Origin of the sequence: Paenibacillus sp. FSL K6-1558 (assembly GCF_038002565.1) — a bacterium.
Taxonomy (GTDB): Bacteria; Bacillota; Bacilli; order Paenibacillales; family Paenibacillaceae; genus Paenibacillus; species Paenibacillus polysaccharolyticus.
Window position 1 is genome coordinate 5,416,513 of the sequence record NZ_JBBOCV010000001.1, and the last position, 14,922, is coordinate 5,431,434.

The 14,922-nt window shown below is 46.1% G+C and carries 14 protein-coding genes; 12 read left to right on the forward strand and 2 right to left on the reverse strand.

All coding sequences use genetic code 11. The features are described 5' to 3' along the window. Positions 1-61: 61 nt before the first annotated feature. The 10 genes from MHI38_RS23305 to MHI38_RS23350 all read left to right on the forward strand — a co-directional run bounded on the left by MHI38_RS23305 (position 62) and on the right by MHI38_RS23350 (position 11,014). Positions 62-1,336 (forward strand): hypothetical protein, encoded by a 1,275-nt coding sequence (locus tag MHI38_RS23305; RefSeq protein ID WP_341181747.1) that lies wholly within the window; start codon positions 62-64, stop codon positions 1,334-1,336. Between the two features lie 45 nt (positions 1,337-1,381). Then, positions 1,382-2,677, forward strand: a complete 1,296-nt coding sequence (locus MHI38_RS23310; RefSeq protein ID WP_341181748.1) for a CpaF family protein — start codon at positions 1,382-1,384, stop codon at positions 2,675-2,677. 166 nt (positions 2,678-2,843) lie between these two features. Next, entirely contained in the window at positions 2,844-3,602 is a 759-nt protein-coding gene (locus tag MHI38_RS23315) for a type II secretion system F family protein (RefSeq protein ID WP_341181749.1), read from the forward strand. Positions 3,603-3,614: 12 nt separating this feature from the next. Beyond that, on the forward strand, positions 3,615-4,484 hold the full coding sequence (locus MHI38_RS23320) for a type II secretion system F family protein (RefSeq protein ID WP_341181750.1): 870 nt from the start codon (positions 3,615-3,617) through the stop codon (positions 4,482-4,484). A 13-nt stretch (positions 4,485-4,497) separates the two neighbouring features. Beyond that, positions 4,498-4,674 carry a Flp1 family type IVb pilin gene (locus MHI38_RS23325; RefSeq protein WP_154890890.1) on the forward strand — a complete coding sequence of 59 codons (177 nt, stop codon included), beginning with the start codon at positions 4,498-4,500 and terminating at the stop codon, positions 4,672-4,674. After that, complete coding sequence (locus MHI38_RS23330; protein ID WP_341181751.1) at positions 4,658-5,332, forward strand: TadE/TadG family type IV pilus assembly protein; 675 nt, start codon at positions 4,658-4,660, stop codon at positions 5,330-5,332. Before MHI38_RS23325 ends, MHI38_RS23330 begins: the two co-directional genes overlap by 17 nt. Next, positions 5,313-7,541, forward strand: coding sequence for a hypothetical protein (locus tag MHI38_RS23335; RefSeq protein ID WP_341181752.1), 2,229 nt, complete (start codon positions 5,313-5,315; stop codon positions 7,539-7,541). Before MHI38_RS23330 ends, MHI38_RS23335 begins: the two co-directional genes overlap by 20 nt. 29 nt (positions 7,542-7,570) lie before the next feature. Then, entirely contained in the window at positions 7,571-8,608 is a 1,038-nt protein-coding gene (locus tag MHI38_RS23340; RefSeq protein ID WP_336122728.1) for a pilus assembly protein, read from the forward strand. Between the two features lie 15 nt (positions 8,609-8,623). Next, a complete protein-coding gene (locus MHI38_RS23345; protein WP_341181753.1) occupies positions 8,624-9,130 on the forward strand; it encodes an A24 family peptidase in 507 nt (168 codons plus the stop codon). A 60-nt stretch (positions 9,131-9,190) separates the two neighbouring features. Then, complete coding sequence (locus tag MHI38_RS23350; protein WP_341181754.1) at positions 9,191-11,014, forward strand: DUF6382 domain-containing protein; 1,824 nt, start codon at positions 9,191-9,193, stop codon at positions 11,012-11,014. Positions 11,015-11,040: 26 nt separating this feature from the next. Here the strand turns inward: MHI38_RS23350 and MHI38_RS23355 are convergent, their stop codons facing one another. Further along, entirely contained in the window at positions 11,041-11,952 is a 912-nt protein-coding gene (locus MHI38_RS23355; RefSeq protein ID WP_154958492.1) for a TIGR01777 family oxidoreductase, read from the reverse strand. A gap of 173 nt (positions 11,953-12,125) precedes the next feature. Next, positions 12,126-12,593: a DUF2621 domain-containing protein gene (locus MHI38_RS23360; RefSeq protein ID WP_154890895.1), complete on the reverse strand. Its 468-nt coding sequence runs from the start codon at positions 12,591-12,593 to the stop codon at positions 12,126-12,128. Positions 12,594-12,760: 167 nt separating this feature from the next. Between MHI38_RS23360 and MHI38_RS23365 the strand changes: the two genes are divergently transcribed. Together MHI38_RS23365 and purU are read left to right on the forward strand one after the other, a co-directional pair. After that, positions 12,761-13,867, forward strand: coding sequence for a deoxyribonuclease IV (locus MHI38_RS23365; protein WP_308722543.1), 1,107 nt, complete (start codon positions 12,761-12,763; stop codon positions 13,865-13,867). 67 nt (positions 13,868-13,934) lie between these two features. Further along, the gene (gene purU / locus MHI38_RS23370; RefSeq protein WP_090918068.1) at positions 13,935-14,828 is read left to right on the forward strand and encodes a formyltetrahydrofolate deformylase; all 894 of its coding nucleotides are present in this window, start codon (positions 13,935-13,937) and stop codon (positions 14,826-14,828) included. Positions 14,829-14,922 lie beyond the last annotated feature (94 nt).

The following is a 14,922-nucleotide window of genomic DNA, read 5'->3' on the forward strand; positions in this document are numbered from 1 at the left end:
GGCGGTGTTTTTTGTGCTTTTTTTTGATGGGAGGGAAACGTAATTGATTGTCCTTAAGGCAATGCTGGTATCGAGGGATAAAGATTATATCCAAGCTTGGCTTGACTATGTACAGCGTAGTTCGTCAAGCTCCACGATGCGATTCATCGCTTTTTCACAGTGGGAAGCATTCAGGAATCATATGGATGAACTGGATGAACAAGAGCTACCTGATCTGATCATCGCTGAACCTGAGTTTTTAAACCCTTGGTTGATGAATGGTGGGGATGTCTCAGGTATCCCATGGCTTATGCTTAGCGAAGGAGCTGACGAAGGGCACGAGGCGAAGCGACTCATGAAGTATCAGCCGTTGCCTGCGTTGCTTGAAGCCGTCAGGAGGGCTTGCAGGCAACCACGTAGTAAGCGGAGTCGACATTCGGGTCAAGAAACATTAACCATCGGTGTATTATCGGCATCGGGTGGGAGTGGTAAAACAGCCGTAGCTCTGCATATGGCGAAGCAACTTGGACTCGCTGGGTATTCTGTGTTGTATCTCAATCTGGAGACTCTGGACAGCTCATTTCCTTTCCTGGAGAGAGGGTTACGGCAGGGCAGTCAGCATCATGTGGAAGCAGAGACAGGTTTATCACGACTACTATATGATCTGAAAGCCTGTAAAAGGGAGGTAGCGGGTGGTCAGTTACAGACGCAGCGGCGTAGCCTGAATCAAGGTCCTACACAAGATAGAAGTGCGGGGGGAAGGAAAAGTACGGATGCACATACAGATATAGCGTCTGCTACTTATTCGGATATCTCGGTAACAGGACAAATGAAAACAATAGTTGAGTATGTTGTTGGGCATGAGGCATTAAAGGCGGATGTGTTCTGGCCGTTAGCCAACCGTAAGGAAATGTTACAGATGTCTAAAGCGGATACAGTGGATCTCATCCGGTATCTGACCGATTCCGGGCAATATGAAGTGTTGATTCTGGACGGAGACTCAGGCTGGGATGAACGTAGTGATGGCATCCTGAAAACGGCAGATACCTTCGTCTGGTTAGTAGAAGATGATATCGCCGCGATGCATCGATGGGGACAATGGCTTCAGCATAACGAGCGTAACCGAACAGAACTGTTAGGAAGTATGCTGGAGCGTACGTATTTTGTCATCAACAAATATCGGGAGCAAGTGATCAATCCATTGCCAAGACCTGATCTGTATGTGGATGCAGTGTTGCCTTATATTCCTTCTTGGAAACAGATGAATCAGGAAGAGGTCATGCTGAGTTCACCGATCTTCCAGCGTGAAGTAAAGAGATTGTGTGAATTGCTGATTCAGGCTGAAGGAGGTGGCTAGCCGCAAGACAAGATGCATTTTTATACAGGAGGAGCCTGGGGAGTTATGACAGATCATTTATGGAACATCACAGACCGTGAAGAACAATTTCAAATGCTTCGCAGAGAGGTCCGAGCTTCGCTCGATATGACTTCTTCTGCCGGGGATGAGGAGTTGTGGCATGGGATTGAGAGAAAAGTTCTCGGTGATTCGGGCCTGGAAGATTTGACTTCAGGTGAGCGCCATGAGTTGGTGCAACGATTGTACGATTCTTTTCGCGGATTGGATATTCTACAACCTCTGGTGGATCACCCGGACATTACGGAGATTATGATCAACAGTCATCGGGAGATATTTGTGGAACAAGAAGGGGAGGTCAGACAGATTCCACTGCAATTCGAGTCCAGAGAGCGGTTGGAGGATATTATTCAAATAATCGTGTCTGGTGTGAACCGCATCGTCAATGAATCTTCCCCCATTGTGGATGCCCGCCTGAAGGACGGTTCACGGGTCAACATTGTGCTTCCGCCTATTGCGCTAAAGGGGCCAACGATGACGATCCGGAAGTTTCCCAGTGAGCCGATGAAGATGTCTGATCTGATTGAGAAGGGGGCCTTGCATGAGGAAGCAGCCGAGTTATTACAGCAGTTAGTGCGGAGCAAATACAACATTTTTATCGGGGGAGGTACAGGTTCGGGGAAAACGACTTTTCTGAACGCGTTATCCCAGTTCATCCCTGCTGATGAGCGGGTTATTACGATTGAGGATTCAGCGGAGTTACAGATCGTGACTGTGCCCAATCTCGTCTCTCTGGAGACCAGAAATGCCAATACAGAAGGAAAAGGTCTGATATCCATCAGGGATTTGATCAAGTCCTCCCTACGGATGCGTCCAAACCGGATTGTCATTGGGGAAGTACGGGGAGCGGAAGCGCTGGATATGCTACAGGCGATGAACACGGGCCACGATGGGAGCTTGTCTACTGGTCACGCAAATACGATCTCGGACATGATCAGTAGACTTGAAACGATGGTCCTTAGTGGAGCGGAACTTCCCATTACTGTTGTAAGACAGCAGATTAGCTCGGCCATCGATATTTTTGTACATCTTTCCCGGCTTCGAGACCGTTCACGTCGTGTGACGGAAATCAGTGAAGTGATAGGTTTACGTCATGGTGAAGTGCTTCTGAACCCGTTGTTTCGATTTCAGGAGCAGGAGGAACGGGAAGGGCGTATCATTGGTGGACTCATCCGGGTGGGCAACCTGACCAAGGTGGATAAGATTCATATGGCCGGACTTGGAGAGTGGCTTGAAGGATACATAGAACAATTAGCTGAGCAGGCCGGACCAGAAAACAAGTAGTAAGCTATGAAAATAAAGCGAGCTATAGGATGGGATACAAGGTGAGTGGAAAAGAAAAACGTCTTATAACAACTATGGTTTAATGTTTTTGATGTGACCTATCTTGTTGTTAACGATTTTGGGAAGTTCCAAACCATGTTGTGAGAGAAAGAGGGTGCAGAGGGCGGTGCAGGGCAAGCAAGCATTAACGAATTATACCGTATATACACTTAGCTCAAGACAACGCTTGGTCTGTATGCTGGTCAGCGGATGTTTATTTTTCGGTGTTGGCTTGTTGTTTTATCATCACTGGTTGGCAGGCACGATACTGGCTGCTGGTTGTATATGGGTGCCCAGGTTTTGGACAAAGGTGCTACTGGAACGCAGAAGGATGACACTTAGTCTGCATTTCAAGCAAGCTCTGTATACACTATCCTCGGCCCTGGCGGCCGGGAAGTCAGTGGAAAACGGTTTTAAGGAATCCGTTGAAGACCTGCGGATGTTGAACCCTGAAGCTGATACCGATTTGATTCGAGAGTTCACTATATTGCGGACACGCATGGAATACGGTCAGCCGATTGAAGAGGCGTTGCAGGATTTTTCGGAAAGGGCACAGATTGAAGATATTACGAATTTCGCAGACGTGTTTATTACTTGTAAACGAACGGGAGGTGATCTGGTGGAAGTGGTTCGTCGTACCTCCGCAGTGATTGGAGAAAAGCTGGATATTCAACAGGACATCATGGTTGCTGTGGCACAGAAAAGATTTGAATCCAAAGTGATGTTTGCGGCACCCTTCATTTTTTTGTTATTTCTCAACCTGACCGCCAAAGATTTTATGGAACCACTATACAGCGGGCTCGGATATCTCATTTCTACAGGTGCGCTTGCTGTGCTGGTCTGCTGTTATCTATGGATTCATCGCATTATGGATATCAAAGTGTGAGGAGATGAAAAGATGCTGTTTCCCCTCATGATTGGAGGAGTACTTAGTGCGGGCTGGATTGTGCTTGATCGAACCCGGGGGAAAACTTACAAGCATTTACGAAAGCTGCATATGGAAGGATTACGTTTGAAAAAAATGCATGCTCCGTTTCTGTTTATGCTCGACAAGTTCGAGATCGGCCGCAGATTACCTGTACTTATGTTTCGGATGCAGCACGCGATCCAGAAGATGCATGGCATACAACATAGCGGTGAGAAAACGCTACTCTATTGTGCTGAAATGTTGACGTACTCATGGCTAGTGTTGCTGTCAGGATGTTTACTATCCCTCGTGAGGGAGGTAGGCACGGGAGCATTAGCTGGTGGAGTCGTTCTTGCAATTGCTTTACCATTTGCGATGTATAAGGATCTTTACACCAAGGTGAAGCGAAGAGACCAAGATATCCTTATAGAGCTACCTGAACTGCTTAATCGAATTGTGCTCTTGGTTGGGGCAGGGGAAACAGTGCAACGTGCAATCAACCATAGTGTGAATAGCCAGGGCGAACGGAATCATCCCTTGTACAACGAATTGCGGAGAGCAACAGGAGACTGGAATAACGGGTACTCGTTTCAGCAATCTTTAGAGCAGTTCAGCCGCCGATGTGGTGTGCAGGAAGTGACGATTTTTACAACGACAGTTTTACTGAATTTCAGGCGTGGAGGAGGTGACTTTGTATTGGCACTGCGGGATCTGTCACATGTATTGTGGGAGAAACGCAAGGCGGTTAGCCGGGCCAAGGGAGAGCAGGCCTCTTCGAAATTAGTGTTTCCGATGGTGCTGATCTTTTTTACAATCGTGATCATGATCGGTGCGCCAGCTTTTATGATGATGAACATGTAGGAGGGAAATTGGGATGAAGAACAAGGTAGCGGCATTTTGGAAAGAAGAAGAGGGTCTGGGTACGCTGGAACTGATTCTGATTATTGGTGTAATTATCATTATTGCGCTGATTTTTAAAGATCAGATTAAATTGTTGGTAACAAGACTGCTGAAAAATGTCAGCAACAAAAGTAATGAGTTTTTTGAGTAGACGTTTTAGAAAGGAAGAAGGGAGCTTCACTGTCGAAGCTTCCCTGGTCTTCCCGATCATATTATTTATCCTGGTGTTGCTGCTGTTCTTCACGATGTACATGTACCAAAAAACGTTTTTAAACCAGCATGCTTATGCGGCTTCTGAACGAGCTGCCTACAGTTGGGATAATAGTCACAAACAGGCGCTGACAGGCGAATATGCTTCCGGGGAATATGATCACTTGTACTGGCGGTTAAGCGATGATCGGCTGTTAGGAGTATTGTTTGGTTGGGCGGGAGCGGGTAATGAGGTTAGCGTTTCTATACCTGAATCAGAAGGTGGCAATCTTTCGGAAAAAAAACTAGCACAAGCATCTAGCCATATGCCTTCAGCCATGAAGGGCACAATGACATATCAAAATGCATTGATCCAGCGGAAGGTAACAACTGAGCTAGAGCAGGTTATATCGTTGCCTCTGCCCTCATTTTTGTTTGATTCCGGCAATCTTGTACTCACGAAGGGCTCCTCTGCTGTTGTAGAACCGGTTGAATTCATCCGAACGGTGGATTTGATCCGTTATTACGGTGCCAAGTTTAAAGGAAAAGGTGGAAAGGAAGCGACTTCAGCTGTGGAGGCAGGGCAAGTTATACAGCATTTTGGTAAAAACGAAAAATGAGCAAAGGGGGAGGGAGGCACTGTTTAGAAAAAAAGATGGTGAAGCTGGAGCTGTAACGTTATTTCTGATTTTGATTCTGGCTGGAGTGTATATGTTTGTGGCAATTTTTATTGATTATGCGAGAATTGCTGCCTTCAAAGTACAGACGGAGCGGATGGCACATGCCGCAATGAGATCCGTTATGTCAGCTTATGATACATCGCTTCGGGAGTATGGTTTGTTTGCATATGGCGACAGTAGCGGAGATGCCATTATGGCCAAAGTGTTGAATGATAGTGTGAAACCTTCTTCCGTAAAGGATGGTTTCCCGATTCTGGATATTCAATGGGACACCACTTCACTCGGTATGGAACGTGAACTGGGCAGGTATGATATTTTTAATCGTCAAATCCAGGAAGACATGAAGTATAGAGCGCCGGTTGATTTTGCTATTGAAGTGATTAATCGATTCAAACCGATGTCAGAGGAGATGAAGGAAGCAGCACATACCGTAGATCTGTTGAAGAAATTACAAAAGCTCTATGACAAACGTGAGAAATTGCTGGATGAAGCGGTCGGGAATCAGATTGAATCTGCCGATAAGGTAATGAAACTTCCAGACTTGATCATGAAACCGCCAGCCCAGGCCATCTATGAAGAAATGCTTGAGACAGCGCCAGAGACAGCGGCAGAAGCGGCTGCACGTTATGCCGATTACTTAAGCAAGAAACAAGCAGACGAGGGACTGCCTTTCAATGAACAGCTGTACATATTGGAATTGGGGCGTTACCGGACAGGTGTAAATCAGATTGTTACAGGAATCAGCATGTTGATGCAACCAGCGCTAGAGGCGCATAAGACCAAACTATTGGAAGCACAGGACAAGATCGAAGAGGCACGTGAAATTAATGAAGAAATGAAACGAGTGATTGCGGAAGGAGAAAATCGTTCCGAGAATGCCGGTTATGACAACGTGGGTAGCTCTACCCTTCCTGGAACGAGTCCGACATCTGCGGGTTCCGGCAATGAAGCCAAAAGTACTCGTTCGCTCGCTTCCGAGCTTGTCAGGGAAGATGCTCTATTTGATCGGATAAAATCTCGTGTGATTTCTCAAAATGAAGACTTCTCTGGCGTGCGAAAAGATAGCATGGAACTCAATACCCAGCTTCGGAGTGTGACGGGTATGAGTAGTGTTCCAATTAAACCTGCGGTCAGGCAGGCAAGTCAGACTACGGAACGTTATATGAATTCTTTTGGGAGAACAGGCCCTTCCAATCTTATCACACAGAGCCAACAGGAACTTGAAAACGGCCGTGGATCGGATGCCCAGCGTAAAGAGAATGACAAGCAGTCCAAAGGGAAGTTGAAGGAAATCAAACGGATATTCAGCCGGATAGAAAACGGAAGTTCCGGTTCCGTGCAGACATTCAAACAGTTGGAACAATTTTATGAGGCCAACATAGCGTTCAATCAAAAAAACTCTGAGCGAGCGGAAAAGACAGAGATTGCGAGTGATCCGTATGATTCCGGTGGAAATGCCATGAAGGGAATGGATCACCTGTTTGGAGGGATGTCAGGACTACTCGGACAACTTGGCGATGAGTTGTTTCAGAATGAATATGCGCTTGCTTACTTTAATTCCATGGATTTTGGTCAATTGTTCTCCTGGACGGAAGGTAGTGGAGATGTTAATGACGTGTTCAAACTGGAGAATCAGGAGCTGGAGTATATCCTATACGGTTTTCATAACCCTTCAGGTAACATCGCATCTGCATATGCGGAGGTCTTCGGAATGCGTCTGGCGATTCGTACAGCTGAAGGACTAAGTGAGAATAGTAAGCTTGGGAATCCGCTTCTTGTGCTGTCTGCCGCGATCCTGTATGGAATCACGCATGCAATAGAAGATATGGTGAAGCTGGCGAAGGACGGCAATGTTGAATTATCCAAATATATCAAGGTGAAGCTGACATACAGGGATCACCTTAGATTGTTTCTGCTTATGCATAGCAATAATGATCGCAAAATGTCCCGAATGTTAGCCTTGATCCGATTGAATACGGGAGCTAACCCGGATGAGAAACAAACTTATGCTTCCGGTCAGATGCGCAGCAGCATCAAGCTATGGTTTTTGCCTGGAATTATGCGAAGTATAGGCGCTGTTATGGGCAGTGAGGATCAAGTACAAGATGGACGCTTTTTCATTGAACGGAAGGCGGATTATTCCTATTGAACACGTGAAAACATGTTGATGGAGGCATAATGGAAAAAAGGGTTCAGGTTCAGGATGAAAGGAAATGTGTGCAGATGCAACATCGGATCACGCGGATAAGCAGATTGGAACGCTTGAAGTCACTGAGAAAACAGGTGCTTGAAGCGAAGAAAGAACAGGGCACTATGGTGCTGGAGGCTTCGCTGGTTCTACCCATTTTTCTATTCTTTATCCTATTTCTTATCTTCATTGTTCAGATGACACTGATCTCCACCGCATTGCAGAGTACAGCGGGGGAAACGGTAAAACAGTTATCAACTAAGGTTTATCCAGTATCGCTTGCCTTCGCGCCTTCAGATTCTGCTGGAGGTGAGAGCCTGGAGGAGGGCTGGAAATGGCCACAGCTGTCCCTGACGGAATGGGCAGACGGTTACGCTTCTTCCTTGCCTTCACCCTTAAGTGACTGGGTGCGAGATGCAGCGAAACGTGGTGAAGAGCCGCTGCAAAGAATCAAAACGTCGGTAATGGAAGCCATACTTGATCCGGTTGTGAAGCCGTTGTTGCAACCATTTGTTGAAACTACACTGCTGGATATGGAACGTATTCATGTTAACGGAGTATCCGTTCCTAACTTGAAGAATAAGACGAATCCGTATTTCAGAATAGAGCTGAGTTATGAGTTGCCTGTGAAGGTTCCTTTTCTCGGCAAGCCTTTACGAATTCAGGTTGCTGCATCAGAGCGGATATGGATTGGTGACACAGGAGAAGGAAGTGGTAACGGAAGCGGGGGAGAAAATAGCACGGGGTCAGCAACTGTTTTATCAAAGCCAGATCCAGCATTCATAGGGAACCATGCAACGATAAAGGTTCAGGTCAAGCCAGGCGCAACGGCTAATCTCACGATTTTTTACAAGTCTGGTGAGAGTTCTGCGAAGCATATTGGCTGGGCTACGGCTGACGAGAACGGAATCATAGAATGGACATGGTTTGTGGGCACTCGAACAACGGAAGGGACTTGGAGTTTTGTTGTAGAGACTGCGGAGGGCATGCAGACGGAAACTTCATTTACGGTAGCATCCAGAAAGTAAGGAGCGATGATATAGGTGGGATGGTTTTATGTGATCTGTGGTATATATCTTCTGGTGGCGTTTGTAACCGATATACGGTCTATGAAAATTCCGAATCGGTTGACTCTACCAGTAACGGCAATGGGAGTGCTTGCTCATCTTGCCTGGGGAGGCTGGGGAGGTATGTGGTTCTCTTTAGCTGGATTTGCTGTTGGTTTCGGTATGTTGTTTTTAATGTACGTCATCGGTGCAGTCGGTGCAGGAGATGTGAAGTTATTTGGGGGCATAGGAGCCTGGACGGGGTTTACATTTGGCATACACGTGATCATATATTCCATTCTGTACGCTGGATTAATCGGCTTAGTTATCCTTTTATTTCGCAAAGATGCGTCGCAGAGAATACGTACAATGATGTTTAATATATTCAGTTTCTTTAAACTAGGCTCTCTTAAACTCGTAAGTCACGAAAAAACGCTGAAGTTCCCGTTTATGCTCGCTGTACTTCCCGGTTTCGTCAGCTCATGGATTTATATGTTTGGGTAGTTGCTCTGCTCTGGAATAACAGCGATTGAAAGGCTCCTCTGTTATTGGAGCATCCGTGTAATGACTTTTGTTAACATATTAAAACAATGGAAAGTGAGGAGCGGTATGTATGGCTTAACGAGGGATTTCGTACGTAACGGCGGGACATTTATGGTTTTGGAAAAAGCGGACGGGCTACGAATGGAGGAACTCAGCAGGGTACAGATCGGTATGTTAACCTCGAATCGAATTCCTCGTATGCTACCTTTATTCACTCGGGAGATTGATCAGAATGTAACGTTACAGTATGACATCTCCGGATATAAGATGTTGTCCCAGATGTTAAAATCGAGTCAAATCAGCTTGCCAGTATTGTATAATCTTTTATTTCAGTTGGCAGAAGCTCTTGTGGAGTGCAGGCACTACATGTTGGAACCACAAAATTTGTGTATTCACGAAGACTATATATTTATTCAGGGGGCAATGGAGCAAGGGGAGCTTGGTTTAGTTTACGTACCCATGATGAATGCCCATGCCCGGCAGGAGAAGCAACCCCCGCAGATATTCCGTGACTTGGTAATCAAGCTTATGGCTCATGTTCAGGAATTAGAAGGAGAGGGCATACAACGAGTATTACAGTTATGTGATGATGAGCGGTGGGACATTCGGCAATTACGTGAACTTTTATTAGAATTGTGTACTGGTAAACCAGCACGACTGATATCCAGTCAGCTGCCTGAAAAGAAAAGCGTCGCCAGACTTAATTACAATACACCTGATACAGAACAATCAGATCGTCATCAACGTGAGCGCCAGCAAATCATCAAACCGGATGTAGACATTAAAAAAGTAGACCCCTATTCGAAATCTTTGTTACACAGGCCAACAGCTGGCCAACCTTCGTCGAGAAATACAAACTACTTTCATCAGAATCAGACCTCAACTCAACTTGAGTCCTCTTCATCATTTGTTTCCGTAGATCAGAAAAATGTGGAGATGGAAGAGCAAAATTCGGTCACTAGATCTTCGCGTACGACATATATCTGGCTAGGTTGTATAGTTTCCATGGCATTAGTATGGAGATTTATCTACATGCAACAGCCAAGTCAGAATGCAATGATTTTGTCTACAGCGCTAAGTGTCGGCCTCATTGCAGTGGCGAGTTGGATGTGGAAGAGAACGGGTGATTCCGCTGGTGTATCAACGGGTGATTCCGCTGGTGTATCCGGCGTTCGTATCCCTTTCTCTTTATCAGTGATAGGCAGGACAAAGGATAAGGGGGCTAAAGTAGAAGAGGAGATGTTTCAGGAGAGCTGGCGCTGGAATGCCATGGATAAGCCCGAAGAAGATAAGGGGAAATCCATTGAATCTTTGCCTGAGGTTGCTGAAGATCATACCTCTTCCCGCCTTCGCAGCATGAGCATATCCCCTATGAACCTAACGTCTGGAGATATGCTTAATCCACCATATACTGAGAAAAGGGATAGGGAATGGAGGAGTACTTCTGAACCCCATCTCACGGGCTCAGCCGCTGAGGCAACAGTTAATCTGCAGCCACTGGACGGATTATCCAATGAAGACAGAAGCCCTAGTCTACCATCATATTACCTTGAATTAACTCTAAATAAAGGTGGAGGGAGCAAACGTGTTGATGTGAAGGGGGCATCGTTTGTCATTGGAAGAGCAGCGGATATGGTTCAATATGTAGATAACTCGACAGGTGTATCCCGTGCACATGTGGAATTGAGTCGGAGCAAATCTGGTTATGCTCTCAAGGATCTAGGTTCCGTCAATGGAACGATCCTTCAAGGAAATCTGCTGGCTCCTTACAAAGAATATCCACTGACGGATGGGGATACGTTCATCCTGGCCGAATCGGTCTACGTTTATCGAGTGTCAGGATGAACTGTACGATCCAAATGTAATTTGTTTTAATCGGATAACCCGCGATGCTTCAGGTCCTCAAGAGCCTGAGTCAATGTGGGGAAGGTAAACTTAAAACCGTGATCCAAGGATTTTTGTGGAATGACCCGTTGTCCTTGAAGCAGGACGACGGATAGTTCACCAACCAGTGTTTTGATCAGGAAGCCAGGGACAGGGAACCAGTGAGGACGATGATAAACTTTGCCTACCGTACGGCCGAATTCATCATTGGTTACCGGGTTGGGCGAAGAAGCATTAACTGGACCCGAAATCTCTTTGTTATGAATAGTGAAGTCAATCAGTCGAACGATATCCATAATGTGAATCCAACTGGTCCACTGTTTGCCGCTGCCGATCTTGCCGCCAAATCCGAGCATATAGGGCAGTTTCATCAATGGGAATGCCCCTTTTTTATGACCCAAAACGAGACTGACCCGGATTTTGACCAGTCTTACATCCCGGATGGCATCGGCGGCAACTTCCCATTGTTCCGAGACGCGGGAAGGAAAATTCATCGACCTTTGCGGGCTGCTCTCATCAAAGGTTTCATCGGGAGAGGTGCCGTAGATTGCCATGGCTGAAGCCTGGACGACAACTTCCGGCTTTTGTCGTAGCGATTCCACTAGTTTGGCAACCCGGGCAACCGTTCTAACTCTGGATTCCACAATTTCCAGCTTGGCCTTCGTTGTCCAACGCTGGTTCAATGTCTCGCCCGCTAGATTCACCAGAGCATCAATACCTTCCAGTTCCTGCGGCGTTTCTTCGAGCTGATCCCAGGATATATATGTAAGGTTTTTACTCGGATTATGCATGTCAGGAAGCTTGCGAGTGATTACTTTCACATGATGTCCGGCCTGTAACCAGTAATCTACAAGTGCGCCTCCGACAAATCCGGTACCTCCACAAATGGCAATTTTCATATTGAACATCCTCTCTTATGGGTCAAAAAGCCCCGCATGGTAAGTTAAATGAGTGAAAAGGGCTTACCGAGCGGAGCTAACATGTGTTTAATTTAACCAAATTGGTACCACATCTAACGATGCTGACCTGCTTTATTTTCCAATCGGTTCATACGCTATAATTCATCAAATGATTATTTCATCAAATGGCGATAGGGAGTATAGTCGATTTTATTTTTCTCCAGAAATTTAACCAGAAATTTATTGTCCCGTTTTGGTGTCGCAATGATATAACCTTTAATGCAATGGTCTCTGGACACTTCGGTTGCATGATCTTCCACGGCAATTTTACCAATCTCGGCAGCAATGGAATGTTTGGCAATGTCACGAAAAGGGCCAGGTACAGGTTCAACAAGCTGATCCAGAAAAGCTTTGGCTTCATCTGTCCATAGGTGGCGGCTTGTCTCCACCCAGTGATTCTGCCAATCCAGCTTGGACTTTCCGTCAGCTTTCGGCAGCACCTTAAGGAACTTCCGCATCATGAAAAATCCACCGATGCACATGCTTCCAAGCAGCAAAAGCGTCCAGAACGCAATCGTATTCATAAACCAGTTGCTGGGCGAACTACTCGTTAAAAGCTGGGTGTAGGTATTAAAAATCATTGCCAAATCACCTCGGTTTATTGATTTTCACGCCCTGATGAAAAGGCGTCCATGTTCCGTAATTTGCTGTCAAAAATAGCCTCTCATTCGAATTATATCGCATTTCTAGATTTATTTCGATAATCGCGTTATGATAGTGGATAATTCAGAAAAAGGGGGATCTATTGATGCTGAAAATCGGCTCCCACGTGTCCTTTTCGGACAAGGGATTATTGAGTGCAACGAAGGAAGCGTCCTCGTACGGTTCCAGTTCGTTTATGATATATACGGGTGCACCGCAGAACACACGCCGTAAGCCTATTGAATCGATGTTTATTGAGGAAGGCAAACTTGCCATGCAGGCAGGCGGATTTGAGGACATTGTTGTGCATGCTCCTTATATCATTAACCTGGGCTCTTACAAGGACAGCACATATGGACTGGCTGTGGACTTCCTTCAGGAGGAAATTCGCCGTACTCACGCCATTGGCGTGAAAAACATCGTATTGCACCCTGGTGCATTTACGGATAAGGATGCTCATTACGGTATCGAACGTATTGCACAAGGATTAAATGAAGTGCTCGATGGTATTCAGGAAACCGATGTGAATATTGCACTGGAGACGATGGCTGGTAAAGGAACCGAAATGGGCCGTAGCTTCGAGGAACTTGCACAGATTATTGAGAAAGTGAAACATAACGAACGTCTGACGGTGTGCATGGATACGTGCCACATTCATGATGCGGGTTATGACATTGTCAACGATCTGGATGGTGTACTGGATCAATTTGATCGAACGGTTGGACTTGACCGAATTGCTGTAATGCACATTAACGATAGTAAAAATGCTGCCGGTGCACGCAAAGACCGTCATACACCGATTGGATCGGGCTGGATTGGTTTTGAAGCAATCAACCGTATTGTAAACCATGAGAAGCTGAATAATCGTCCATTCATTCTGGAAACGCCGTGGATTGGTAAAGATGCCAAAACCCAGCGACCGATGTATGAAATTGAAATTGCATTGCTGCGCGGAGACGTGGAAGGCCGTTTCGGTCAGGAGTTCCTGAGTGAAGTCGAGCAAATGCAGCACTTCTTCAAAAGTAAGGAACTGGATTCCCGTGCGTATGTACTTGATGTGTGGACACTGCTCAAAAATGATGCCAAAGCCAAAAAAGCTGATCCGCGTGAACCGCTGGAACGCTTGTATGACATGGTGACAGAGGCGGCATTGTTCCCGCATTTGAATGAAGAACAAATCAATCACCGCTTGATTGCTTGGCTTGCAGGGTAATCCCTGCAAGTCTTGCCTGATATAGTTCATGTATGTCTTGTCTAATTGAAGGAGGAAGATTAACCCGATGGAGATTCACGCAAAACAAATACGACCTGATGATCAAAACCGCGCCAATCGAGCGCGTATGCTTATTTCCTGTCCGGATGGTCCGGGAATTGTAGCAGCGGTATCACACTTTTTGCATCAACATGGTGCCAACATTGTACAGTCTGACCAGTATACGATGGACCCGTCAGGCGGTATGTTTTTTATGCGGATCGAGTTCGATCTACCGCAACTGGAGAGCAACTTGGCGAAGCTGGAAGCGGATTTTGCCGATGTAGCAACACGTTTCGAGATGGAATGGTCTCTTTCAGCGGTTAGCCGCAAAAAAAGGTTGGCTATTTTTGTATCCAAAGAGGATCACTGTTTGGTAGAGCTGCTCTGGCAATGGCAGGCTGGCGATCTTGATGCGGATATTGCGCTTGTGGTCAGCAACCATTTGGATATGAAAAACTATGTAGAGTCTTTCGGCATTCCGTATCACCATATTCCGGTTACAGCCGATACGAAAAAAGAAGCGGAGCAACGTCAACTGGAAGTGATCGGCAACGATGTGGATGTGATTATTCTCGCCCGTTATATGCAGATTATCTCTCCAACGTTTATTGAACATTACCGTAACCGTATTATCAACATTCATCATTCGTTCTTGCCAGCCTTTGTTGGAGGTAAGCCATACGCTCAAGCCTATAACCGTGGTGTTAAAATCATTGGCGCAACGGCGCATTATGTAACGGAGGAGCTGGATGGCGGCCCAATTATTGAACAGGACGTTCAGCGTGTAAGCCATGGGGATAATGTGACCGAATTGAAACGCATTGGACGTACTATTGAGCGTGTTGTGCTTGCGCGGGCTGTGAAATGGCATGTGGAGGACCGTGTTCTTGTACACGAAAATAAAACAGTCGTATTTTAAGTCTAAGTTTACGCTTTAATACTGTGCAAGGTTGATCCGTAACCTTACAAGAGAAGTAGACTCAGTCACTCAGAGAGTGCTGCACTATAATCCG